The organism is Amycolatopsis sp. NPDC059657, assembly GCF_042734395.1.
Classification (GTDB): Bacteria; Actinomycetota; Actinomycetes; order Mycobacteriales; family Pseudonocardiaceae; genus Amycolatopsis.
Window position 1 is genome coordinate 1 of the sequence record NZ_JBHWEB010000139.1, and the last position, 22744, is coordinate 22744.

General features: G+C 68.5%; 22 protein-coding genes. 7 read left to right on the plus strand and 15 right to left on the minus strand.

The window, feature by feature from the left end:
- Positions 1–108 precede the first annotated feature (108 nt).
- The gene (locus ACFV15_RS41710; protein ID WP_378358173.1) at positions 109–1107 is read right to left on the minus strand and encodes an NADP-dependent oxidoreductase; all 999 of its coding nucleotides are present in this window, start codon (positions 1105–1107) and stop codon (positions 109–111) included.
- A gap of 97 nt (positions 1108–1204) precedes the next feature.
- Between ACFV15_RS41710 and ACFV15_RS41715 the strand changes: the two genes are divergently transcribed.
- Positions 1205–2563 (plus strand): purine-cytosine permease family protein, encoded by a 1359-nt coding sequence (locus ACFV15_RS41715; RefSeq protein WP_378358175.1) that lies wholly within the window; start codon positions 1205–1207, stop codon positions 2561–2563.
- A gap of 51 nt (positions 2564–2614) precedes the next feature.
- Here the strand turns inward: ACFV15_RS41715 and ACFV15_RS41720 are convergent, their stop codons facing one another.
- The 12 genes from ACFV15_RS41720 to ACFV15_RS41775 all read right to left on the minus strand — a co-directional run bounded on the left by ACFV15_RS41720 (position 2615) and on the right by ACFV15_RS41775 (position 15109).
- On the minus strand, positions 2615–3178 hold the full coding sequence (locus tag ACFV15_RS41720) for a hypothetical protein (RefSeq protein WP_378358176.1): 564 nt from the start codon (positions 3176–3178) through the stop codon (positions 2615–2617).
- Between the two features lie 4 nt (positions 3179–3182).
- Positions 3183–4358 (minus strand): YbfB/YjiJ family MFS transporter, encoded by a 1176-nt coding sequence (locus tag ACFV15_RS41725; protein ID WP_378358178.1) that lies wholly within the window; start codon positions 4356–4358, stop codon positions 3183–3185.
- Positions 4355–4930: a TetR/AcrR family transcriptional regulator gene (locus ACFV15_RS41730; protein ID WP_378358180.1), complete on the minus strand. Its 576-nt coding sequence runs from the start codon at positions 4928–4930 to the stop codon at positions 4355–4357. The genes ACFV15_RS41725 and ACFV15_RS41730 overlap by 4 nt, the downstream gene beginning before the upstream one ends.
- Before the next feature lie 82 nt (positions 4931–5012).
- The gene (locus ACFV15_RS41735) at positions 5013–5273 is read right to left on the minus strand and encodes a hypothetical protein (RefSeq protein ID WP_091292691.1); all 261 of its coding nucleotides are present in this window, start codon (positions 5271–5273) and stop codon (positions 5013–5015) included.
- An 86-nt stretch (positions 5274–5359) separates the two neighbouring features.
- Complete coding sequence (locus tag ACFV15_RS41740) at positions 5360–5965, minus strand: TetR/AcrR family transcriptional regulator (RefSeq protein WP_378358183.1); 606 nt, start codon at positions 5963–5965, stop codon at positions 5360–5362.
- Positions 5962–6789, minus strand: coding sequence for an SDR family oxidoreductase (locus ACFV15_RS41745; protein ID WP_378358184.1), 828 nt, complete (start codon positions 6787–6789; stop codon positions 5962–5964). The genes ACFV15_RS41740 and ACFV15_RS41745 overlap by 4 nt, the downstream gene beginning before the upstream one ends.
- Positions 6790–6799: 10 nt before the next feature.
- The gene (locus tag ACFV15_RS41750) at positions 6800–7957 is read right to left on the minus strand and encodes an acyl-CoA dehydrogenase family protein (protein ID WP_378358207.1); all 1158 of its coding nucleotides are present in this window, start codon (positions 7955–7957) and stop codon (positions 6800–6802) included.
- Between the two features lie 2 nt (positions 7958–7959).
- Entirely contained in the window at positions 7960–9894 is a 1935-nt protein-coding gene (locus tag ACFV15_RS41755; protein ID WP_378358186.1) for an acetyl/propionyl/methylcrotonyl-CoA carboxylase subunit alpha, read from the minus strand.
- Positions 9895–9901: 7 nt separating this feature from the next.
- Positions 9902–11500: an acyl-CoA carboxylase subunit beta gene (locus tag ACFV15_RS41760; protein ID WP_378358188.1), complete on the minus strand. Its 1599-nt coding sequence runs from the start codon at positions 11498–11500 to the stop codon at positions 9902–9904.
- The gene (locus tag ACFV15_RS41765) at positions 11497–12687 is read right to left on the minus strand and encodes an acyl-CoA dehydrogenase family protein (protein WP_378358190.1); all 1191 of its coding nucleotides are present in this window, start codon (positions 12685–12687) and stop codon (positions 11497–11499) included. Before ACFV15_RS41765 ends, ACFV15_RS41760 begins: the two co-directional genes overlap by 4 nt.
- Positions 12642–14324 carry an acyclic terpene utilization AtuA family protein gene (locus ACFV15_RS41770; protein ID WP_378358191.1) on the minus strand — a complete coding sequence of 561 codons (1683 nt, stop codon included), beginning with the start codon at positions 14322–14324 and terminating at the stop codon, positions 12642–12644. Before ACFV15_RS41770 ends, ACFV15_RS41765 begins: the two co-directional genes overlap by 46 nt.
- The gene (locus ACFV15_RS41775; RefSeq protein WP_378358192.1) at positions 14321–15109 is read right to left on the minus strand and encodes a TIGR03084 family metal-binding protein; all 789 of its coding nucleotides are present in this window, start codon (positions 15107–15109) and stop codon (positions 14321–14323) included. Before ACFV15_RS41775 ends, ACFV15_RS41770 begins: the two co-directional genes overlap by 4 nt.
- A gap of 153 nt (positions 15110–15262) precedes the next feature.
- Between ACFV15_RS41775 and ACFV15_RS41780 the strand changes: the two genes are divergently transcribed.
- Positions 15263–15715, plus strand: a complete 453-nt coding sequence (locus ACFV15_RS41780) for a hypothetical protein (RefSeq protein WP_378358194.1) — start codon at positions 15263–15265, stop codon at positions 15713–15715.
- 27 nt (positions 15716–15742) lie between these two features.
- Positions 15743–16117 (plus strand): PH domain-containing protein, encoded by a 375-nt coding sequence (locus ACFV15_RS41785; protein WP_378358196.1) that lies wholly within the window; start codon positions 15743–15745, stop codon positions 16115–16117.
- 18 nt (positions 16118–16135) lie between these two features.
- Here the strand turns inward: ACFV15_RS41785 and ACFV15_RS41790 are convergent, their stop codons facing one another.
- On the minus strand, positions 16136–16438 hold the full coding sequence (locus ACFV15_RS41790; RefSeq protein ID WP_378358198.1) for a hypothetical protein: 303 nt from the start codon (positions 16436–16438) through the stop codon (positions 16136–16138).
- 372 nt (positions 16439–16810) lie between these two features.
- On the opposite strand from ACFV15_RS41790, the gene ACFV15_RS41795 reads away from it, so the two are divergent.
- A complete protein-coding gene (locus ACFV15_RS41795; RefSeq protein WP_378358200.1) occupies positions 16811–17560 on the plus strand; it encodes a hypothetical protein in 750 nt (249 codons plus the stop codon).
- Here ACFV15_RS41795 and ACFV15_RS41800 read toward each other — a convergent pair.
- Complete coding sequence (locus ACFV15_RS41800) at positions 17545–18009, minus strand: hypothetical protein (protein ID WP_378358202.1); 465 nt, start codon at positions 18007–18009, stop codon at positions 17545–17547. The genes ACFV15_RS41795 and ACFV15_RS41800 overlap by 16 nt on opposite strands.
- A 100-nt stretch (positions 18010–18109) precedes the next feature.
- Between ACFV15_RS41800 and ACFV15_RS41805 the strand changes: the two genes are divergently transcribed.
- The 3 genes from ACFV15_RS41805 to ACFV15_RS41815 all read left to right on the plus strand — a co-directional run bounded on the left by ACFV15_RS41805 (position 18110) and on the right by ACFV15_RS41815 (position 22694).
- Positions 18110–18949: an enoyl-CoA hydratase-related protein gene (locus ACFV15_RS41805; RefSeq protein ID WP_378358204.1), complete on the plus strand. Its 840-nt coding sequence runs from the start codon at positions 18110–18112 to the stop codon at positions 18947–18949.
- Positions 18946–19551 (plus strand): acetoacetate decarboxylase family protein, encoded by a 606-nt coding sequence (locus ACFV15_RS41810; RefSeq protein WP_378358209.1) that lies wholly within the window; start codon positions 18946–18948, stop codon positions 19549–19551. Before ACFV15_RS41805 ends, ACFV15_RS41810 begins: the two co-directional genes overlap by 4 nt.
- 233 nt (positions 19552–19784) lie before the next feature.
- A complete protein-coding gene (locus ACFV15_RS41815) occupies positions 19785–22694 on the plus strand; it encodes a ribonucleoside-diphosphate reductase subunit alpha (RefSeq protein ID WP_378358205.1) in 2910 nt (969 codons plus the stop codon).
- The last annotated feature ends 50 nt before the right edge of the window (positions 22695–22744 follow it).

A 22744-nucleotide genomic window follows, 5' to 3' on the forward strand; every position in this document is an offset into this window, starting at 1 on the left:
CGCGGCCTGTCCGAGCCTCGCGAAGTGACGGCCCCGCCGGCCTGCCCGGAGCACGCCACATTTGCCCTTCCCCTCAATAGAACCGCCCGCAACGCGCACGAGCCTTTTTCACACCCTGACGATCATCTTCCCCGTGTTGGCGCCGTCCAGCATGTCGATGAACGCCTGCGGCGCGTTCGCGATGCCGTCCACAAAGGTTTCGGTGTACTTGAGCTTGCCGGAGCGGACGAGCGGGCCGACCTCGTCGAGGAACCTCGGCCGCAGTCCGAAGTGGTCGAGCACCAGCACCCCGCGAACGGTAAGGCGTTTACCCGTGATCACCCGGTAGTTGCGCAGCCCGTCCGGCTCGGCCGAGTTGTACTGCGAAATCGCGCCGCACAACACGATCCGCCCGTGCAGGTTCATCGTCTCGATCGCGGCTTCGAGGTGATCGCCGCCGACATTGTCGAAATACAGGTCGATGCCGTCGGGCGCCGCTTGGGCCAATTGGTCCAGCACGGGTGCGTCCTTGTAGTTGAACGCGGCGTCGAAACCGAGATCCTCGACGAGATGCCGGACCTTCTCCGCCGAGCCCGCGCTCCCGATGACCCGCTTGGCGCCGCGCAGTTTCGCGAGCTGGCCGGCGACCGAGCCGACGGCGCCCGCCGCGCCCGACACGAACACCGTGTCACCTTCGGCGAAGCCGCCGACCTCGAACAGGCCCGAGTACGCGGTCAGCCCCGGCATCCCCAGCACGCCGAGATAGGTGCTCAGCGGCGCGGCGTCACCGTCCACACTGGTCGCTTCGGACGCATCGACCACCGAATGAGTACGCCATCCGGCCCAATGCTGGACGAAAGCGCCCACCTCGAACGCCGGGTCGTTTGAAACCACCACCTCGCCGACGGCACCGCCCTGGTTCATCACGACGCCGAGTTCGTACGGCTCCGCGTAACTCTTCGCCGTGCTCATCCGGCCCCGCATGTACGGATCGACGCTGAGCACGTGATTGCGCACCAGCAGCTGGCCCGCGCCCGCCATCGGGACATCTGTGTCCACAATGGAGAAATCAGACAGCGCGGGCCTGCCTGCCGGACGCGATACCAGACGGACCTCTGTCGCCACCACCGCAAAACCCCCAAATAGTTCGTGAAGCTCTCACCAGCGATAACATTCCTGTGGCGGCATGCTATTCCCGTACTCTTCGTCACCTATCATGTGCCGAATGTCGACCACCCCACCGGCTGCGGCCGAATACGGCGAAAAGATCGTCGCCGTCGAACCGGGCGGAATCGAGCAGGTCGATGCCGCCGACCGGCACGGCTCCCCCCGCCAGCTGCTGTGGACCTGGGCCTCGCCCAACCTCGAGTTCGCCACGATCTTCGTCGGCGTGCTGGCGGTTTCGGTCTTCGGGCTCACCTTCTGGCAGGCGGTGCTGGCCGTCGTGCTGGGCAACGCGCTCGGCTCGGTCACACACGCCGTGCTGTCGGCGCGCGGTCCGGACCACGGCGTGCCGCAGATGGTGCTCGGCCGGATCGCGTTCGGCTATCGCGGGAACATCCTGCCCGCGGCGCTGATGTCGGTCATGGCCGGGATCGGCTGGTTCTCGGTCAACAGCGTGAGCGGCGCGTTCGCGCTGAGCTCGCTCACCGGCTGGCCCGTGCTGAGCTGCCTGGTGCTGGTGGTCGCGCTGCAGGTGGTGATCGCGTTCTTCGGCCACAACCTGGTGCAGGCCTACGAGAAGTACGTTTTCGTGCTGCTCGCCGTCGTTTTCGCGGTGACCTCGGTCGTCATCTTCGTGAAGTCCGACCCCGGCGCTGCGGCGGGCGGTGGCGGGGTCGGTGGCTTCCTCCTCACGCTGGGTGCCGCTTTCGGTTACACGGCGGGATGGAATCCCTACGCCGCCGACTACACCCGGTACCTGCCGTCCACAGTGAACAGACGAGCTGTCGGCCTCTACGCCTCACTCGGGCTGTTCCTGTCGACGACCATCCTGATGGTCGTCGGCGCCGCGTCGGCCACGATCGGTGAAGGCGGCGAGGCGAACCCGACCACGGCGTTCACCCACCACCTGCCCGCTTTCCTCGCCGCCGCGACACTGCTCTCGGTGACACTCGGCGCGGTCGCCGCGAACGTGATCAACGTGTACTCGGGCGCACTGTCCTTCCTCGCGCTCGGTATCAAGCTGCCCTTGAACTGGCGCCGCGCCGTCGTCTCGGTCGGCTACGGCGCGATCGGCTTCGCGCTCGCCTGGGCCGGGCTCGCCGACGCCGGGCACGCCTACGAGAGCTTCCTGCTGGTCGTCGCGTACTGGGTGAGCCCGTGGCTCGCCGTGATACTCGTCGACCAATACCTGCGGCGAGGCCAAGACGTCAGCGGGCTGCTGGCGAACCCTCGCCACAGCAACCTGCCGGGGTTCATCTCGTTCGTGGCCGGACTGGTCGTGTCGATCGGCCTGTTCGCCAACCAGACGCTGTACACCGCGCCGATTCCCAAGGCGGTACCCGCCATCGGGGACATCACGTTCGTCGTCGGCTTCGTCATCTCCGGCGGGCTTTACGCGTTACTGCGGCGAACCCGGTAACCAGGACCGGGATAAAGCGGGGCTCTACTCCATAGCGGAATAAAGCCCGCTCTATCCCGTCGGCGGGCTGAGCTCGATGATCACGGCCGTGCCGATCGCGGGCACGGCCTCGTGCATCATGATCACGTCACCGACCCGCAGGTGCCGCCAGTGCTCCGGCCAGATCGGCGCCAGCCGGACCGAGGTGCTCTCGCCCGGTTCGAGTTTCGGCATGTACTCCACCCAGAGTTTCGCGATCTGCCATTCCCGCCCGCCGATGTCCCACATCGGCCGGAGCACCCCACCGGTCGGCACGGCGGTCCTCCGCCCGCCCTCCTCGGCGCCCAGCAGCAGCAGATCCGCGCGAATGGTCCCGTTCCGTGCCTCCCACGCACGCCATTCACACCACTTGCGCTCGGATACCAGCTGCCAGGTCACCGCGACCTCGCGGAGCAGGTCCCAGAACAGCGGCGGCAGCGGGTACGCGTCGCCGATCTCCTCCAGCACCCCGAACGCCAACTCCCACTCGGTGTGATGCTGATAGTCGCGCACGTCCTCGACCGTCACGCCGTTCTCGGCCCGCGCCCCGTCGGGGAGCAGCTCGATGGCCTGATCGAAGAGTGCGAGCGCGTCCATCCGGCTATCTTCGCGCACCGGCCGTTCGACGGTCGTGAACCAGCGCGACCACCGCGCCGCCCGCGAGCAGCGCCGCGCCGATCGTCAGCCCGAGCCGCAGCCCGCCGGGTCCGTCGGAAAGCACCCCGGCCAGCACCGGGCCGACGCATTGCCCCAGCGCGAAGGCCGCGGTGAGCGCCGCGATCCCGGCCGTCCAGCGGTCCGGGGGCAGCGTGGTGCGCGCGCCGGAGGTCAACGCGCTAGCCACGGTCAGGAACGTCCCTCCGAAAAGGACGGCCGAGACGAAGAACCCGCCTTGCCACAGCACGGGAAGCACCGCGCCGATCGTCAACACGGCCAACACGGCCGCGGCGCCGGCGCCGGGCCGCAGAGTACTGAGTGGACGGTTCCACACGAACGCGGAGACCGCAGCGGACAGGCCGAGCACCACCCAGAACGCGGTGATCTCGCCCGCGCTCGCGCCGAACACCGCGATGATGAACGTCATGTACGCGATGTACCCGGCGCCGAAGAAGCCGTAGCAGGTCATGAGTGTCGCAAGTGGACGGAGTGGCGCCTTGGCCGTGGTGGCCGGGAGTGTCTCCGATTCCGGCACTCGTCGCGCGATCGGGACCGCGATGAGCATCGCCAGCAAGGACAGCCCGCCGAGCACGAGCCAAGCCGCTCGCCAGCCTCCCCAGCTCAGCGCGGCGGGCACGAGCAAGCCGGACACGACGATGCCGACCCCGCCGCCCGCGAAGTAGATGCCGAGCAACAACGTCGCCCTGGCATGGGAACAGTCGCGGCCCGCCTGGGACATCAGCCCGCCGCCGACCACGAAACAGACCGCGCCGGCCACCCCGGAGATGAGCCGCAGCGTCAGCAGCACCGCGACCTGCCCGGTCGCGGCCGAAGCCAGCAGAGCGAGAGCGGTGATCGCGAGCCCGGCTGTGAAGGCGCGCCGTTCGCCGAAGCGCTGCGCGAGCTTTCCCGCGCCCAGCGCGCCGAAGAGATAGCCGAGCGCGTTGGCGGTGTTGATCGACCCCGCCGTGGCGAACGACCAGTGCAGGTCGGCCCGCATCGAAGGCAGGACGAGCGCGTACGCGAAGCGGGCGAACCCGAGTGCGACTGCCGGTCCGAGCATCAGGCCGAAGGCGGCGGCCAGCGGACGGATGACACGCGGGCTTTCGACGCGGGTCATAGCCCGGTCCTGGCCGCGATCGCCAGCTCGGCGAGCCTGCGCGCGGCCCGCACCGGCTCGACGCCTTTGGTGACGAGAACCCTGGCGAAAGCGCCGTCGAGCAGCAGCATCAGCTCGTCGGCCAGCTCCTCGCGGCCGGAGACCGCCGACTCGGCGAGCAGGCCGGTGAAGATCCCGCGCCACCAGGTCTTGTGGCGCCGCACGACCTCGAGCGCCGGCGCGTCGGCGTCCTCGACCAGTTCGACGGCCGCGTTGAGGAACGCGCAGCCGCGCAGCCCGGAGGCGAGGTTGACCTCGGCGACCCAGTCGAACACCGCGAGCACCCGGTCGATGCCGGAGCCGCCGATCTCGTCGAGGTAGGCGGTCAGCTCGCGGCGGCGCCGCTCATGCCGCCATTCGAGCGCGGCCTCGACCAGGTCGCCTTTGGACCGGAAATGCGCATACAGCGTCGGCTTCGAGACGCCCGACTCGCGGGTGATCGTGTCGACGCCGCTCGCGCCGACACCTCTGCGGTAGATCAGCTCCGCGGCCGTCGTCACCAGCAGGTCGCGCGCTTCGCCTCGGTTCGCCACGCATCCTTACTAACAGGTCTGTAAGGTTCGGCGCAAGCAAAAACGCCACCTGCCGGGCAGATGGCGTTCTTACGAAGAAGACTCAGGCAGCGGTGGTGACCGCCAGCGCGGCACGCCCGGCTTCGGTGAGCTCGGCGGGCACGCGGCCGCTCACCGTCGTGGTGTCGGCGGGCTTGATGTAGCCGGCGCGGGCGAGGTCGTGCGCGGTGATCTGGTCGCAGCAGGCGAATCCGTCGATGAACAGGTCGGGCTCGCAGCTACACGACATCTGCGCTCGGTGTGCTGCCACCGCCCTCAGCATCGCCATGGCACGGTGGGAAAGCTCGACTGCTGAACCGGACACCGGACTGAACCCTTCTCGTTCACCTAGCTACTTACAACGAGTTATCGCTCGCTGCGCCGAAAGTGTTAACGAGAATACGACGTTGTCTAGACCGAGGTGGTTCCGGCTACGTTCTGTTCCACCATGCGGGCCCATTGCCGCACGATCAGCTGGCGTCTTTTTGTGTCGTCCGTAAGGAGATTGGCCAGGCCTAGGCCCCTGGCAAGATCCAGAGTGGCCTGAACCAATTCGCGCACGCCGTCGTGGGACTCGTCGACGCCGAGCAGGTCAACGGCCACTCTGTGTGCTTCCCTGCCGACCCTGGCCTCCAGCGGGACCAGCGTGTCCCGCAGCGCCTGGTCAGTGGACCCGGCCACCCAGAGATGCAGCGCGGCCCGGAACATCGGGCCCGCGTAAAGGTTCAGCAGCACCGACACCACGGTCTCGATGCGCGCCGGTCCCTCCGGCAGATCCGCCACTTGCGAGCGAAGTTCGGTCAGCTGCACCTCGCCGACGAGCTCGACGGCCGCGACGAGAAGGTCCTCGCGGGTCGGGAAATGGTGCTGTGCCGCTCCACGGGACACCCCGGCGCGCTCGGCGATCACCGCCACCGTCGTGCCGGTCCAGCCCAGCTCGGCGATGCACTCGACGGCGGCCTCGATCAGCCGCCGCCGAGTCGTCCGGCTGCGCTCCTGCTGTGGTTCGCGAATCATTCGACCCAGAAGTCCTTCTGCAGGTCCTCTTCGCGCTCGCAGAGCCGGTACTTCGCGAAGTCGGTGACACCTTCGGCGGCGAGCACCTCGTCGTCGATGAAGAAGTTGCCGGTGACCTCGCGGCTGGGCTTCGTCAGGATCACGTGCGCGGCGTCGGCCATGATCTCCGGCGTCCGTGACCGGTCGGCCAGCTCGGCGCCGACGACGTTGCGGATGGCCGCGGTGTCGATGGTCGTGCGCGGCCACAGCGAGTTCGCCGCGATCCCGGCCTCGCGCAGCTCCGCCGAGAGGCCGACGGTCACCAGGCTCATCGAGTACTTCGCGATGCTGTACGCGAGATGCCCGGCGGTGAACCACTTCGGGTCGAGGCTGATCGGCGGCGACAGCGTCAAGATGTGCGCGTTCGCCGCCTTCCTCAGGTGCGGGATCGAAAGCTTCGACAGCAGGAACGAGCCGCGCGCGTTGATGTCCTGCATGAGGTCGTAGCGCTTCATGCTGACGCTCTCGGTCGGCGTCAGGTCGATGGCGCTCGCGTTGTTCACGACGATGTCGAGCCCGCCGAACTGCTCGACGGCCTTCGCGACCGCGGCGGCGACACCCTCGTCGTCGCGGACGTCGCCGACGATCGGCAGCGCCTGGCCGCCGGCTTCCTCGATGGCCTTGGCGGCGGTGTAGATCGTGCCTGGCAGTTTCGGATGCGGCTCGGTGGTCTTGGCGAGCAGCACGACGTTCGCGCCGTCGCGGGCCGCGCGCAGCGCGATGGCCTCGCCGATACCGCGGCTGCCGCCGGACATGATGAGCGTCTTGCCTGCGAGCGTGGTCAAAGCGATCTCCTTAGTAGGACTTCGGCAGCCCGAGGCTGTGCTGGCCGACGAAGTTGAGCACCATTTCCCGGCTGACCGGGGCGATCCGGCCGAGCCGCACCGCGCCGACGAGCGTGCCGAGCCCGTACTCGGACGCGAGGCCGTTGCCGCCGTGGGTCTGCACGGCCTGGTCGACGGCGTGGATCGCGACCTCGGCGGCCGCGTACTTGGCCATGTTCGCGGCCTCTCCCGCGTTGAAGTCGTCGCCGGAGTCGTAGAGAGAACCGGCCTTCTGCGTCATGAGCTTCGCGAGTTCCAGCTCGATCTTGACCGCGGCGAGCGGGTGCGCGAGCCCCTGGTGCGTCGCGATCGGCGCGCCCCAGACCTGGCGCTGCTTGGCGTAGTTCACGCCCTTGTCCAGCGCGTACCTGGCGATGCCGAGCGAGAACGACGCGCCCATGATCCGCTCGGGGTTGAGCCCGGCGAACAGCTGCGCGATGGCCGCGTCCTCGTCACCGACCAGTGCCTCGGCAGGCAGGTGCACGTCGTCGATGAACAGCGAGAACTGCTTCTCCGGCGAGACGAGGTCCATCTCGATCTGCCGGTACTCGAAGCCGGGGCTGTCGGTCGGGACGATGAACAACGCGGGCTTGAGCTTGCCGGTCTTGGCGTCCTCGGTGCGGCTGACGACGAGCACGGCGTCCGCCTCGTCGACCCCGGAGATGTAGACCTTCCGTCCGTTGAGGACCCATTCGGAGCCGTCGCGCTGGGCGGTGGTGGTGATCTTGTGCGAGTTCGAGCCCGCGTCGGGCTCGGTGATCGCGAAGACCATCTTCGTGGAGCCGTCGGCGATACCCGGCAGCCAATGCTTCTTCTGACTGTCGGTGCCGAACCGCGAGATCACCGTGCCGCAGATGGCCGGTGAGACGACCATGAGCAGCAGCGGCGCGCCCGCTGCGGCGAACTCCTCGAGCACCGCCGCGAGGTCCGCGATGCCCGCGCCACCGCCGCCGTACTCCTCGGGCAGGTTGACACCGAGGTAGCCGAGCCGCCCGGCCTCGTCCCAGAGTTCGTTGGTCTTGCCACCGGAGCGGGCCTGCTTGAGGTAGTACTCATGGCCGAAGCTGGCGGCGAGTTCGAACGCCGCCTTGCGGAGCTCGACCCGCTCGACCGGCTCATGGAAGTTCATCGTCATTGCTTCTCCTCGACCACTACGAGAACCGTGCCCACTTCTACCTGCTGTCCGGTTTGGACGCTCAATTCCGTCACCACGCCGTCCGACGGCGCGGAAATCCGGTGTTCCATCTTCATGGCTTCGAGCCACAGCAACGGATCGCCCGCCTTCACGGCGTCCCCTGTGGACACCGCGACGCGCACGACCGTGCCCGGCATCGGCGCGACCAGCGACCCGGCCGCGAGCGCCGCGTCCGGGTCGGCGAACCGGGGCTCGGCCCGCAGCGTGACCGGTCCGAGCGCGGAGTCGACGTAGACCGCGTCGCCGTATTTCGCGACGTCGAACGCCCGCCGCACGCCCGCGACGTCGAGCACGACCCGGCCCGGCTCGGCGCTGACGAGCGCGACGTCGTCGAATCCTTCGGCGCGCAGCCCGTCACGCGTGAGCGCGTAGGCGACCTCGATGTCGTCGAACCGCTTCCGTTGCAGTGCCGACCGCACGTTGCGCCACCCGCTCGGGAGCCGTCCGAGCGTCGTCGCCGTCGCCCGGTTCGACGCCGAGTCCGCCAGCGCCGCGGCCAGCGCGGACAGCCTGGCGTCCGCGTTCAGCGGCCGCGCGAGCGTGTCCAGGCCGTGCCGGTCGAAGAACGCGGTGTCGGTATCACCGGCCAGGAAAGCGTGGTGGCGCAAGATGTTCACCAGCAGGTCGCGGTTGGTGACCAAGCCGTGGATCTTGGCGCCGGATAGGGCCTTGGCCAGCCTGCGCGCGGCCTCGCCCCTGGTCGGCGCCCAGGCGATGACCTTGGCGAGCATCGGGTCGTAGTGCACGCCGACGACCGAGCCGTCGACGAAGCCCGAGTCCAGCCGGAGCCCTGGCCCGTGCTTGAACTCCAAGTCGACATCCGGCACCTCGAACTTGTGCAGTGTCCCGCTCTGCGGCTGCCAGCCAGCGGCCGGATCTTCGGCGTAGAGCCGGACTTCGATCGCGTGGCCGGTCGACTGTGGAGGGTCGGCGGCCAGCTTCAAGCCCTCGGCGATCTGCAGCTGCAGCGAGACGAGGTCGACGCCCGTGGTGCATTCGGTGACCGGGTGCTCGACCTGCAGGCGGGTGTTCATCTCCAGGAAGTAGAACCGCCCGTCCGGACCGGCGAGGAACTCGACCGTCCCGGCGCCGACGTAGTCGATCGCCTTGGCCGCCTTGCGCGCCGCGTCGAACAGCTCCTCGCGCATCGCCGGGTCGACAAGTGGCGATGGCGCTTCCTCGACGACCTTCTGGTGCCGCCGCTGGATCGAGCACTCCCGCTCCCCCAGCGCCCACACGGTGCCGTGCGTGTCCGCGAGGATCTGGACCTCGATGTGCCGCCCGGCTTCCAGGTACGGCTCGCAGAACACGGTCGAGTCGCCGAACGCGGAACCGGCCTCGGCACGTGCGCCCTCGACGGCTTCGGTGAGCTCGGCGAGCGCGCGGACCACGCGCATGCCGCGTCCGCCACCACCGGCGGAGGCCTTGACCAGCAAGGGAAGATCGCGCTCGGTGACCTCGGCCGGGTCCAATTCGGACAGCACGGGCACACCGGCCGCGGCCATCAGCCGCTTGGACTCCACTTTGGAACCCATGGTCTCGATGGCCGCCGGCGGCGGGCCGACCCAGGTCAATCCCGCGTCGAGCACCGCACGGGCGAACCCGGCGTTCTCGGACAGGAAGCCATAGCCGGGGTGGACGGCGTCGGCGCCCGCGTCGGCCGCCGCCTTGATCAGGAGGTCCGAGCGCAGGTAGGTGTCGGCGGGCGCGTTGCCGGGCAGGCGCACGGCCGTGTCGGCTTCGCTCGCGTGGGGCAGCGAGGCGTCGGCGTCGGAGAACACCGCGACCGTGCCGATTCCGGCGTCGCGGCAGGTCCGGAAGACACGGCGGGCGATCTCGCCGCGGTTGGCGACCAAGAGGTTCTGGATCACTGCGCCCTCACATCCGGAAGACGCCGAAACCGTCGGCGCCCTTCACTGGTCCATTGTGGATCACGGACAGGCTGAGCCCGAGCACCGTGCGGGTGTCACGCGGGTCGATGATGCCGTCGTCGTAGAGCATCCCCGACAGGAACATCGGCATGGACTCGGCCTCGATCTGGCCCTCGACCATGGCACGCATGGCGGCGTCGTGCTCCTCGTTGTACTCCTGGCCCCGCGATGCGGCGGCCTGCCTGGCCACAATGGACAGCACACCGGCGAGCTGCGCCGGGCCCATCACCGCGGACTTGGCGCTCGGCCACGCGAAGAGGAACCGGGGATCGAAGGCGCGGCCGCACATCCCGTAGTGCCCGGCGCCGTACGACGCTCCCATGAGGACGGACAGATGCGGCACCTTCGAGTTCGACACCGCGTTGATCATCATCGCGCCGTGCTTGATGATGCCGCCCTGCTCGTACTCCTTGCCGACCATGTAGCCGGTCGTGTTGTGCAGGAACACCAGCGGCGTGTCGATCTGGTTGGCCAGCTGGATGAACTGCGCCGCCTTCTGCGACTCCTCGCCGAACAGCACGCCCTGCGCGTTGGCGAGAATGCCGACCGGGTAGCCGTGGATGTTCGCCCAGCCGGTGGCCAGGCTCGACCCGTACAGCGGCTTGAACTCGTCGAAGTCGGAGCCGTCGACGACGCGGGCGATCACCTCGCGCGGGTCGAACGGGACCTTGAGGTCGGTCGGCACGATGCCGAGCAGGTCCTCGGGGTCGAACAACGGCTCGGCGTAATCGAGCGCCGGGACCTGCCCCTGCTTGCGCCAGTTCAGCCGCTTGATGATGCTCCGGCCGAGCCGGATCGCGTCCTGCTCGTCGTGCGCGAGATAGTCGGCGAGACCGGACGTCCGCGCGTGCATCTCAGCGCCACCAAGGGATTCGTCGTCGGACTCCTCGCCGGTCGCCATCTTGACCAGCGGTGGCCCGCCGAGGAACACCTTCGCGCGCTCCTTGACCATCACGACGTAGTCCGACATGCCCGGCAGGTAAGCGCCACCGGCGGTGGAGTTGCCGAACACCAGCGCGACCGTCGGCACCTTGGCAGCCGACGACCGGGTGATGTCGCGGAAGATCCGGCCGCCCGGGATGAAGATCTCTTTCTGCGTAGGCAGATCCGCGCCGCCGGACTCGACCAGGTTGATCACCGGGAGCCGGTTCTGCGCGGCGATATCGGCCGCGCGGTAGCTCTTCTTGGCCGTCCACGGGTTGCTCGCGCCGCCCTTGACCGTCGGGTCACTGGCCGAGATCAGGCATTCGACGCCTTCGACGACACCGATGCCGGTGATCACGCTCGCGCCGACCTGGTAGTTCGAGCCCCACGCGGCCAGCGGGGACAGCTCGAGGAACGGCGAGTCCTCGTCGATCAGCAGCTCGATGCGTTCGCGAGCGAGCAGTTTGCCGCGTTTGCGGTGCCGTTCGACGTACTTCTCGCCGCCGCCGGCGATGGCCTTGGCGTGTTCGCCGTCGATCTCGGCGAGCTTCTCGAGCATGGCTTCGCGGTTCGCGGCGAACTCCGCACTCCGTGAGTCCACAGTGGACCTGATAGCAGTCATGCCGTGTATCCCAATCGCTTGGCGGCCAGTCCGGTCAAGATCTCGTTGGTGCCGCCGCCGATGCCGAGTATCCGGACATCGCGGTAGTGCCGTTCCACTTCGGACTCCCGCATGTAGCCGAGCCCGCCGTGCAGCTGGACCGCCTCGTTGACCACCCATTCGGCGGCTTCGACGGCGGTGTTCTTCGCGAAGCAGGCTTCGGCGATGACCTCCTCGCCCGCGACATGCCGGAGCGCGACATCGCGGGTGTACGTCCGCGCGACATCGATCTTGCGCGCCATCTCGGTCAGCTTGTGCTGCACGAGCTGCCGCGAGATCAACGGACGCCCGAAGGTCTCCCTGGTCCGGCACCAGTCCAGCGTGAGGTCGAGCGCGCGCTGCGCGTGCGCGTATCCCTGAATGGCCAGCGAAACCCGCTCGGTGACAAACTGGGTGGCGACCTGCGCGAACCCGCTGTTCTCGGCACCGACCAGGTTCTCGACCGGCACTCGCACGTCCACATAGGACAGCTCGGCCGTGTCGGAGCACAGCCAGCCCATCTTCTCCAGCTTGCGCGTCACGGTGAACCCGGGTGTCCCGCGCTCGACGACGATCAGCGAGATCCCGTGCGCGCCCTTGTCACCGGTCCTGACCACTGTGGTCACGAAGTCCGCACGACAGCCAGAGGTGATGAACGTCTTGGCGCCGTTGATGACGTACTCGTCGCCCTCGCGCACAGCTGTGGTGCGGATCCCCGCGACGTCCGAGCCGCCATCGGGCTCGGTCACCGCGAGCGAGCCGATCTTGGCACCCTCCAGCGTCGGCCGGACCCAGCGTTCGATCTGCACCGGATCACCGGCGGCCGCGATGTGCGGCACCGCGATCCCGCAGGTGAACAGCGACGCGAACAGCCCGCCGGACCCGCCCGCGTAGTGCATTTCCTCCGCGACGACCAGCGCGTCGAGGAAGTTCCCGTCCCCGCCGCCGACCTCCTCGGGAAAGCCGACACCGAGCAGCCCGATCTCACCGGCCTTGCGGTGCAGGTCGCGCGGCAGCTCGCCCTGGCGCTCCCAGTCGTCGAGATGCGGCAGCACCTCGGTTTCGACGAACCGCCGGACCGTCTTGCGCAGCTCGATCCGTTCGGGCGTCTCGAAGATCTCTTTCACAGCAGGCTCTCCGGAACGTCGATCTCCCTGGACCGCAGCCATTCGCCGAGCGCCTTGGCCTGCGGGTCGAACCGCGCCTGTGACGCGACACCCTCGCCGAGAATGCCCTCGACCACGAAGTTCATCGCCCAGAGGTTCGGCAGCAGATGCCGGGTGACCCGCAGGCTCGCGGTTTCCGGCAGCAGCAGCTGGAATTCGGCCACGGTGAGCCGGTGCGCCAGCCACTTCCAGGCGTCCTCCGAGCGCACCCAGACGCCGAGATTCGCGCTACCGCCCTTGTCGCCACTGCGCGCGCCGACCACGCGTCCCAACGGGACTCGTTTCATCGAACCGGCGAACCGCGGTTCCGGAAGTTCCGGTTCATCCACTTCGGACAATTCAAGGGTCTCGCTCGCCTGCGCGATGTCCACTCGGGATCCGTCAGGCAGCACCGCGACGTGCGGAACCTGCCGAGCGTCCACAAAGGCCGCTTCATAGACACCGTATGGCGACGCGGCCGCCGGTGGCGCGGTGACGTGGAAGCCGGGATAACTCGCCAGCGCGAGTTCGATGGCCGCGCCGCTGAACGCCCGCCCGGCGACGTTCGGGTCGGCGTCCTTGACCGCGCAGTGCAGCAGCGCGCTCGCGAGCTGCTCGCTGTCGGCGTCCGGGTGATCGGTGCGCGCGAGGGTCCAGCGGATCTCGGCGGGCGGCTTTTCCTTCAGCGCGCCTTCGAGCTGTTCCTTGACCAGCGAGGCTTTTCGCTCGATGTCGAGTCCGGTGAGTACGAACGTGGTCTCGTTGCGGAAGCCGCCGAGCCGGTTGAGGCAGACCTTGAGCGTCGGCGGTGGCGGCTCGCCTTTCGCGCCGGTGATCCGGACACGGTCGGGGCCGTCCTGCGCCAGCGTCAGCGTGTCGAACCGGGTGGTCACATCGGGCCCGGCATACCGCGCACCGGTGATCTCGTAGAGCAGCTGCGCGGTGACCGTGCCGACGTTCACCACCCCGCCGGTGCCTTCGTGCTTGGTGATCACGCTCGACCCGTCGGGCTCGATCTCGGCGATCGGGAACCCTGGCACCCCGATCTCGTGCTCGGTGAAGAACGCGTAGTTCCCGCCGGTGGCCTGCGCCCCGCATTCGATCACGTGCCCGGCGACGACGGCGCCCGCGAGCGCGTCGTAGTCGTCACGCGCCCAGCCGTAGTGCGCGGCGGCCGGTCCGACGATCACCGAGGCGTCGGTGACGCGCCCGGTGACCACGACATCGGCGCCGGCGTTCAGGCACTCCACGATCCCCCAGGCTCCGAGATAAGCGTTGGCGGTCAACGGTTTCCCGAACTCGTCACCGCGGCCGATAAGGTCGTCGCCTTCGACATGCGCGACGGAGACGTCAAGCCCGAGCTTCGCGACGAGCTCCCGCAGCGCCTCGGCCAGCCCCGCCGGGTTCAAGCCGCCCGCGTTGGCGACGATCTTGACGCCCTTTTCCTTGGCCAGCCCGAGGTTTTCCTCCATCTGGCGCAGGAAGGTCTTGGCGTACCCGCGCGCGGGATCCTTCATCCGGTCGCGCCCGAGGATGAGCATGGTCAGCTCGGCCAGATAGTCGCCGGTCAGGACGTCGAGCGGCCCGCCGGTGAGCATCTCGCGCACGGCGGAGAACCGGTCGCCGTAGAACCCGGACGCGTTGCCGATCCGCAGCGTCATGCGCGCTGCCCTGGCTCACGCCCGGCACCCGGCGCGCCGGCGAACGCCTGCGCGATCCCGAGCCATTCTTCGACACCCTCGCCCTTCGCGACGAGATCACTGTCCGACGGATGCAGCCTTTGCGTCACCACCAGGCAGAAGTCGAGCGCGCTGCCGGTGAGCCGCTGCTCGGCGTCCTCCGGCCCGAAAGCCCAGGTAGAGCCATCCGGCGCGGCGAGCTCGACCCGGAACTCCTCGGTCGGCGGCGCGAGCGAGTGCAGCTTGAAGGCGAAGTCCCGCGTCCGCGTGCCAATGCGCGCGATGTGCCACAGCCGGGCGGTCGCGGGGCGCTCGAGCCCGAACGTGTCGAAGATGTCCTGGCCGTGCGCCCAGGTCTCCATCATCCGCGCGGTCGCCATCGAGGCGGCACTCATCGGCGGCCCGTACCAGGGGATCTTCTCCCCCTCCGGCAACGCGGCCAGCGCGTCCGCGAGCTGCTTGCGCCCCTCACGCCATTCGGCCAGCAACACGCGAGGCGGCTTCTCAGCGCCTTCCGCGGCGCCGACGTCGACAAAGTTTTCGGTGGTCAGCGCCTTTTCGATCTCGGACTGCCAGTCACCTGGACTGGTGACCGCGATCAGCGACTTCTGATCCGTCCAAGCCAGATGCGCGATCTGGTGCGCGACAGTCCAGCCCTGCGCCGGTGTCGCCCGAGCCCAGTCCGACGCGGGCAACCCGGCCACGACGTCGTCGATCGTCTGCGTTTCGGCCGCGAGATCACCCAGGATCACGCCGAGGTCAGCCATACCCGCCTCCTTGCGTCTGTGACCACCCTGGCACCGCCCGCAGTAAAAATCAAGCGCGCATGATTGTTTCTGGTCGCGTCGTGGGCGGAATCTGGGCGAGTTCTGGGCCATGACCTGGCCAGGCTGGCACTTCACGCACAGCGAGGAGACAAAGTGAAGCGACCACAACTGCGTATCGGGGCTGTACTGCTGGCACTCGTCGGCGGCCTGCTCGGCGCCGCGCTCAACGCCGGACCCGCGTCGGCGGACGAGTACCCGAATGTCCGCGATGTAGCGGTGCCCGCCTCGGGCAAGGTCACCTGCTTCGGCTACACGGGCACGTTCAGGGCCCGCACCACCGTCGCCCTCGTCGACTGGAAGTCGAGCAACGACGAATGCTTCGGCATCACGCCCGACCGCACGGTCTGGCACACCTTCCCCAACGCGGGAGGCTGGCAGCGGATGGGCGGCACCCGGCCCGCTGGCGCCGTCGCCTCGGGCTTGTTCCGCGAAAACCCCCTCACCGGGGCGAAAGTCGCCGTCGTCGCCGACGGCGCCGTCTTCTACTGCCAGAACTACCGTCGTCCCGTCGGCTGGACGGACATCTGGTACAGGTGCAACGACTAGCCAGCGGATTTCGGTACGCTGAGCGGGGTGATCGACTTCGAGAAAGCCTCAGTGTTCAAGCTGGCGCCCTGCAAGCCGGACGCCATCGCGTCGACCGTCGCGCCGCTGATCATCCCCGGCGAAGAGCTCGTCTCGTCCTTCAAGGGCGCCCGTGACTTCGTGGTGTTCACGAACAAGCGGCTGATCGCGGTGAACGTCCAGGGCATGACCGGCAAGAAGAAGGACTTCACCTCCCTGCCGTACAGCCGGATCCAGGCGTTCTCGATCGAGACGGCCGGGACGTTCGACCTCGACGCCGAGCTCGAACTGTGGTTCAGCGGGCTCGGGAAGGTGCGGTTCGAGTTCAGGGGCGGCTCCGGCATCCGGCAGCTCGGTCACCTGATCGCTTCCTACGTGCTGTGATCCCCGGCGGTCAGGAAGTCACCCGCTGGCCGCGATGAGATCGAAAACCTCGCTGTACTCGACGGAAAGCCGGTCCACCACCTCGGACAGCTCGGCGAGCCCCTCGGCGGCCGGGTCCTCGCGGTTCCACTGGTCGATCAGCCGCCGGTACCGCGGGATCTCGGCCGCCGTCACCCGATAGGTCCGCTCGAGCTCGGCCAGCGTGGCCGCATCGAGGCCCCCGGGCACCGCGCGCAGCAGCCGCTGCTGATCGAGGGTGGCGGTCAGCAGCTCACGTGCCAACTCCAGCAGCACCGGCGCTGTCGCCGTCCGCTCCGTCACTTGCCCGCCCTTTCGCCGAAGCCTTTAAAAAGGTATCGCCGGTCGGGCGCGAAATGTGACCCCCCAGGTCGCGAACCGATACCAACTGCGAGGTCGTGAGTGGTACGGCCGCTTGCCGGTGCTGGCCTCACCACATCCCGGCGAGGCGCCGCAAGGCTCGGGTCGGTAGTGAAGTGAGGGGGCCGTTGGGTGCGTAGTACGCACTCGAGGGCACCCTCGCTTCACGGTGGGCGCAGGTCGGCAAAGGCCGGTTCTGAGCCGCCCGTTCGGGCGGTCTTTTGCGCGGCGAGGCGAGCCCTCAAGCCGGTGCCGCGCCGAGCCCGGAGCTGGTCTCCTTGACCATAACGAACTGTCATGGCCGAAGGAGGGCTCATGGGCTGGCGGGTTGCCCGATCACTGGACGTCCTATTAGGACAGCTCAACACCTTGGCGCCGCGGCGGTCCAAGGCTTCCGACGGTTCCATCGGCGACGCGGCGCACGCGAGCAGGGACTCCGACCACAATCCCTGGTACGGCCCCGGGATCGTGACCGCGCGGGACTTCACCCATGACCCGGCGGGCGGGCTCGACGGGAACTGGCTCGCCGAGACGCTCGTCGAGTCACGGGATCCGCGGATCAAGTACGTGATCTGGAACCGGCGGATCGTCGATTCGCGGCCCGGCAACAGCCCATGGCGCTGGATTCCCTACCACGGAGCGAATCCGCACACGAAGCACGTGCACGTCTCGGTCATCCCGAACGCGAGCGCCGACGACCAGCGCGCGTGGGCGCTCGGCGGCGGCGACGCGAACGTGCAGGAGATCGAGGACGCGGACGTGCTGGCCGGGCCGCTCGACCACGCCTACGAACCGAGCGACGAGCGGCAGTATCACCATCGCACCATCGAGACGCGGTCGATCTCGTCGGTCGTCGGCGACGTGTGGTTCTCGGTTTCCGCGGGCTACGCGGACATGGACGACGTGTTCCTGTTCTTCAACGGGGTCCAGGCGCCGATCCACCTGCCCAAGATCCCCAAGGACACCCGCCAAGTGTGGGCCGTTCCCGATGGTTGCGGCTCGATTTCCTGGGAATACCACTGCACAGGGCCCTCGAGTTCGGCCGTGATCTACGGCAACCGCTGAACCTCGAAGACCTGCCGGGGCTGCCCGTCCGCGCACAGCTGGACGCGCACGAGGCCGCTGTCGGCGACGGACCAGCACCAGGGCACGAACCCGCCTGACGAGATCTGCCCCGTGTGCACCCAAGGCTCGGCGGGACAACCGCCGAGCAGCAGTATCGTGCCCCGGTTGGCGACGTCGGCAGTGCGAGCACACTGGCCGCTGCCCGCGTTGCGGAGCACGCGGGTGGCCGGGTCCCAGCGCCACCACTGGGCCCGGCCGCCCGAGCACGCCGTCACCTGCACGGTCGCGAACCCGTCGAGCGGATGCGGGCCACCCGCGCAGCGCCCGCCCGCCTTGATCAGGAACGGGCCGGCCTTCGGGAAAACGGCCTCCGCCGGAGCGCCGATGAGGCCGATGGCCAGCACCGCTGTCAGTGTCGCAGCCAGCACGCCGAGCCGCCGCAAGATCATGGGTCGACGGTAGTACCGGGCGGGCCGCGCGGCGGTCACACGAACGAGTGCCGCTATTGACACCTTGCCAGTAGCGTTGGGCGTGCCCTACCGTCGACCCATGGCCGACTTTGCCGAGATCACCTACGCGGTCGACGAGCGCGTCGCGACGATCACGCTGAACCGTCCCGAAGCCCGTAACGGTTACACGATCCGGATGTCCGACGAGCTCGGCGCCGCGATGGATCGCGCCGATCGCGACGAGGACGTGCGGGTCGTGGTGCTGACCGGCAACGGCAAGGACTTCTGCGTCGGCGCCGATCTCAGCGCAGGCGGGTTCGACTTCGACCCGGCGCACGGGCCGGACCCCGAGTGGCAGGAACCGGCCGGGCGCTGCGCCAAGCGCGTCTACACGATGAACAAGCCGGTCATCGCCGCGCTGCGGGGCGCCGCGGTCGGCGGCGGCATCACGATCACGCTCCCCTGCGACTACCGGCTCGCGTCCACCGACTCGAAGTTCGGCTTCGTGTTCACCCGCCGCGGCATCTACCCCGAGGGCGCGTCCGCGTGGTTCCTGCCACGGCTCGTCGGGATGGGGACGGCACTCGACTGGATGATCAGCGGCCGGGTATTCGGCGCCGAGGAGGCGCTTGAGAAAGGCCTCGTGCACAGCGTCCACGAGCCGGACCAGGTGCTTGACAAGGCTTATGAGCGGGCGCGAGAGATCATCGCGACCACGTCGCCGGTGTCGGTCGCCGTCACCCGCCAGCTGCTCTACCGCATGGCGAGCGCCGAGTCACCGTTCCCCGTGCACGCGCTCGACTCGAAGCTCATCGGCGGGCTCGGCACCAGCCCGGACGCGATCGAGGGCGTCATGTCGTTCCTGCAGAAGCGCCCACCCGAGTTCGGGATGCGCGTCGACAAGGATCTGCCACCCTATTTGCCGTGGCTGAACGAATGACGTACCCGCCCGAACCCTGGAACCTCGCGGGCCAGGCCTACCTGTCGATCTGGCGGGTGCCCGCCGCCGACCTGCCGGAACTTCCCGGCGGCGTCAAGCCGGTCGTGCTCGGCGGGCGCGCGCAGGTGTTCACGGCCTGGGTCGACTACCAGCCTCCCGGCCAGCTCTCGTACCACGAACTGCTGTCGACGGTCGCCGTGCGCGGCCCCAGGGTGTCCAGCTCGATCACCGACATCTGGGTCGACAGCGAGATCTCGCTCGCGGGCGGACGCGAGCTGTGGGGCATCCCGAAGGATCTCGCCACGCTCAGCTTCACTCATGGCAAGACCTTCACCGCCTCGGCGGCCACCGAAGACGGCTGGATCGCGACCGCCGCCTTCACCCCGCGACTCGGGCTGCCGATCGCCGCGCCCGCCGCGTTCGATGTCGTCCAAACCCTCAAGGGTGACTTGAAGCGGAGCCCGGTCCGCGCGAAGGCGCGCCCGCATCTGGCTTCGGCGGACTGGTCCGTCAACCCGGAAGGGCCACTCGGCTACTTATCCGGTCACAACCCGTCCCTGAACCTCCACGTTCGGGATTTCTCACTGCGTTTCGGCGGCTGAACGACCGTCTGAACAGCGTCTCTGTGTGATCGTGTAACCCGCCGGGGTGAGAACGACACGCCATCCCTTGGGTCGCGTGCGAGCTCGAACCCCTACATGTAGTCTCTGTGGACCGGCAGCGCCCAGCGACGGGAGACCGCTGAGGAGCGGGGCCGGCCAACACTTTGATGTAGCAGCAGCACACGGTCCGACGGGTCCATGTGCCGATCGAACGCGCCCTCTTGGAGACACGCATGTCAGTGGAAACGAACCAGCGGCCACCCTCTTCACCGGACTCCGCGCCCGCCTCGGTGCGGGTCATCCGGCGTGACGGCAGCGTGTCGCCCTTCGACGCGAACAAGATCTCCGTGGCCATGACGAAGGCGTTCCTCGCGGTCGAGGGCGGCGACGCCGCCGTGTCCTCGCGCATCCACCACGTCGTGTCGGAGCTGACCGAGCAGGTCGAATCCACCCTGCTGCGCCACGCCGGTCCCGAGACCGCGCTGCACATCGAGCAGATCCAGGACATCGTCGAGCTGGCCCTGATGCGCGGCGAGCACCACAAGGTCGCCCGCGCTTACGTCCTTTATCGCGACGAGCGCGCCAAGGCCCGCCAGTCCGCCGCCCCCGTCCCGGCCGAGCTCGCGATCAGCGTCAAGGGCGTCGACGGCAAGGTCCGCCCGCTCGACTGGGCCCGCGTGTCCCACGTCGTGGGCGAGGCCGTCGCCGGGCTCGACGACGTCAACGCCGAGGCCGTGCTCGCCGAGGCCAAGCGCAACCTCTACGACGGCATCTCCGCCGACGAGCTCGCGCTCGCGCAGATCATGGCCGCCCGCGTGCTGGTCGAGCAGGAGCCGAACTACTCCTACGTCAGCGCCCGCCTGCTCGCCGACAAGCTGCGCTCCGAAGCGCTCTCCTACCTCGCGGGCACGCCGCGCCTGGCCAGCCAGGACGAGATGGAGACGCTGTACGCGCCGTACTTCCGCGACTACCTGCGCCGCGCCGTCGAGCTGGAGCTGGTCGACGCCGAGCTGCTGAGCTTCGACCTGGACAAGATCACCGCCGCGATCCGCCCCGAGCGCGACCTCGACTTCGGCTTCCTCGGCCTGCAGACCCTGTACGACCGGTACTTCCAGCACCACAACGGCGTCCGCTTCGAGCTGCCGCAGGCGTTCTTCATGCGCGTCGCCATGGGACTGGCCGTCCGCGAGGACAACCGCGAAGCCCGTGCGATCGAGTTCTACGAGCTGCTGTCGTCGTTCCACTTCATGGCTTCGACCCCGACGCTGTTCAACTCGGGCACCACGCGCCCGCAGCTGTCGTCCTGCTTCCTGACCACTGTGGACGATGACCTGGACTCGATCTTCCAGGCGTACAAGAACAACGCGCTGCTCGCCAAGTACTCCGGCGGCCTCGGCAACGACTGGACCCCGGTCCGCGGCCTCGGCGCGCACATCAAGGGCACCAACGGCCAGTCGCAGGGCGTCGTGCCGTTCCTCAAGATCGCCAACGACACGGCGGTCGCGGTGAACCAGGGCGGCAAGCGCAAGGGCGCGGCCTGCGCGTACCTCGAGACCTGGCACGTGGACATCGAGGAATTCCTCGACCTGCGCAAGAACACCGGTGACGACCGCCGCCGCACCCACGACATGAACACCGCCAACTGGGTGCCCGACGAGTTCCTCCGCCGCGTCGAGGCCGACGCCCAGTGGACCCTGTTCTCGCCGAACGAGACCCCTGACCTGCACGACCTCTACGGCACCGCGTTCGCCGACCGCTACCGCGAGTACGAGGCCGCCGCCGACCGCGGCGAGATGAAGGTCTTCCGCCGGGTCCGCGCCGTCGAGCTGTGGCGCCGCATGCTGACCATGCTGTTCGAGACCGGCCACCCGTGGATCACCTTCAAGGACCCGTGCAACCTGCGCTCGCCGCAGCAGCACGTCGGTGTCGTGCACTCGTCCAACCTGTGCACCGAGATCACGCTGAACACCAGCGTCGACGAGGTCGCGGTCTGCAACCTGGGCTCGGTCAACCTGCTCAAGCACGTCACCCCCGACGGCCTCGACACGAAGCGCCTCGAGAAGACCGTGCGCACCGCGGTCCGGATGCTCGACAACGTCATCGACATCAACTTCTACACGATCCCGGAAGCGCGCCGGTCCAACCTGCGCCACCGCCCCATCGGCCTCGGCCTGATGGGCTTCCAGGACGCGCTGTTCGAGCTCGGCCTGCCGCTGTCGTCCGACGCGGCCGTGCAGTTCGCCGACCAGAGCATGGAGCACATCTCCTACTACGCGATCTCGGCCTCGACCGACCTCGCCGAGGAGCGCGGCCAGTACCAGACCTTCGAGGGTTCGCTGTGGAGCCGCGGCATCCTGCCGATCGACTCGCTGCAGCTGCTCATCGACGCCCGCCAGGGCGACGCGCTCGACGTCGACACCTCGTCCACTTTGGACTGGGCGCCGCTGCGCGAGCGGGTCAAGACCGTGGGCATGCGCAACTCCAACGTGATGGCGATCGCGCCGACCGCGACGATCTCCAACATCTGCGGCGTCGGCCAGTCCATCGAGCCGCTGTTCCAGAACCTGTTCGTCAAGTCGAACATGTCCGGCGACTTCACCGTCGTCAACCCGCACCTGGTCAAGAGCCTCAAGGAGCGCGGGCTGTGGGACGAGGTCATGGTCTCGGACCTCAAGTACTTCGACGGCAGCCTCGGCCAGATCGACCGCGTCCCTGACGACCTGAAGGCCTTGTACGCCACCGCGTTCGAGGTCGAGAGCCGCTGGCTGATCGACGCGGGCTCGCGTCGCCAGAAGTGGATCGACCAGGCGCAGTCGCTCAACCTCTACATCGCGGCGCCGAGCGGCCGCAAGCTCGACGAGCTGTACCGCTACGCGTGGCACAAGGGTCTCAAGACGACCTACTACCTGCGTGCCCAGTCGGCGACGCACGTCGAGAAGTCGACACTGCGCGGCACCGACGGCAAGCTGAACGCGGTCTCCTCCGGCACCCAGGCGCCGGCCGCTCCCCCGGCGGTCGTGCCGGTCGCGCCCGCCGTCAAGGCGGAGCCGAAGGAGATGCCCGCGGTGTCCGATGTGGACTTCGTCGCCGCCGAAGGCGCCGCCTGCCGCATCGACGACCCCGACTGCGAAGCCTGCCAGTAAGACCGCCTCGTGAGTGGTATGGCCGGTTCTAACCGGCCATACCACTCTCG

What these genes read in the sequence shown, in the direction of transcription:
- ACFV15_RS41715 (WP_378358175.1), top strand. Translation starts at nt 1,205, where the DNA reads ATGTCGACCACCCCACCGGCTGCGGCCGAATACGGCGAAAAGATCGTC.
- ACFV15_RS41720 (WP_378358176.1), bottom strand. Translation starts at nt 3,178, where the DNA reads ATGGACGCGCTCGCACTCTTCGATCAGGCCATCGAGCTGCTCCCCGAC.
- ACFV15_RS41725 (WP_378358178.1), bottom strand. Translation starts at nt 4,358, where the DNA reads ATGACCCGCGTCGAAAGCCCGCGTGTCATCCGTCCGCTGGCCGCCGCC.
- ACFV15_RS41740 (WP_378358183.1), bottom strand. Translation starts at nt 5,965, where the DNA reads ATGATTCGCGAACCACAGCAGGAGCGCAGCCGGACGACTCGGCGGCGG.
- ACFV15_RS41750 (WP_378358207.1), bottom strand. Translation starts at nt 7,957, where the DNA reads ATGAACTTCCATGAGCCGGTCGAGCGGGTCGAGCTCCGCAAGGCGGCG.
- ACFV15_RS41760 (WP_378358188.1), bottom strand. Translation starts at nt 11,500, where the DNA reads ATGACTGCTATCAGGTCCACTGTGGACTCACGGAGTGCGGAGTTCGCC.
- ACFV15_RS41765 (WP_378358190.1), bottom strand. Translation starts at nt 12,687, where the DNA reads ATGGCTGCGGTCCAGGGAGATCGACGTTCCGGAGAGCCTGCTGTGAAA.
- ACFV15_RS41770 (WP_378358191.1), bottom strand. Translation starts at nt 14,324, where the DNA reads ATGACGCTGCGGATCGGCAACGCGTCCGGGTTCTACGGCGACCGGTTC.
- ACFV15_RS41775 (WP_378358192.1), bottom strand. Translation starts at nt 15,109, where the DNA reads ATGGCTGACCTCGGCGTGATCCTGGGTGATCTCGCGGCCGAAACGCAG.
- ACFV15_RS41795 (WP_378358200.1), top strand. Translation starts at nt 16,811, where the DNA reads ATGGGCTGGCGGGTTGCCCGATCACTGGACGTCCTATTAGGACAGCTC.
- ACFV15_RS41800 (WP_378358202.1), bottom strand. Translation starts at nt 18,009, where the DNA reads ATGATCTTGCGGCGGCTCGGCGTGCTGGCTGCGACACTGACAGCGGTG.
- ACFV15_RS41805 (WP_378358204.1), top strand. Translation starts at nt 18,110, where the DNA reads ATGGCCGACTTTGCCGAGATCACCTACGCGGTCGACGAGCGCGTCGCG.
- ACFV15_RS41810 (WP_378358209.1), top strand. Translation starts at nt 18,946, where the DNA reads ATGACGTACCCGCCCGAACCCTGGAACCTCGCGGGCCAGGCCTACCTG.
- ACFV15_RS41815 (WP_378358205.1), top strand. Translation starts at nt 19,785, where the DNA reads ATGTCAGTGGAAACGAACCAGCGGCCACCCTCTTCACCGGACTCCGCG.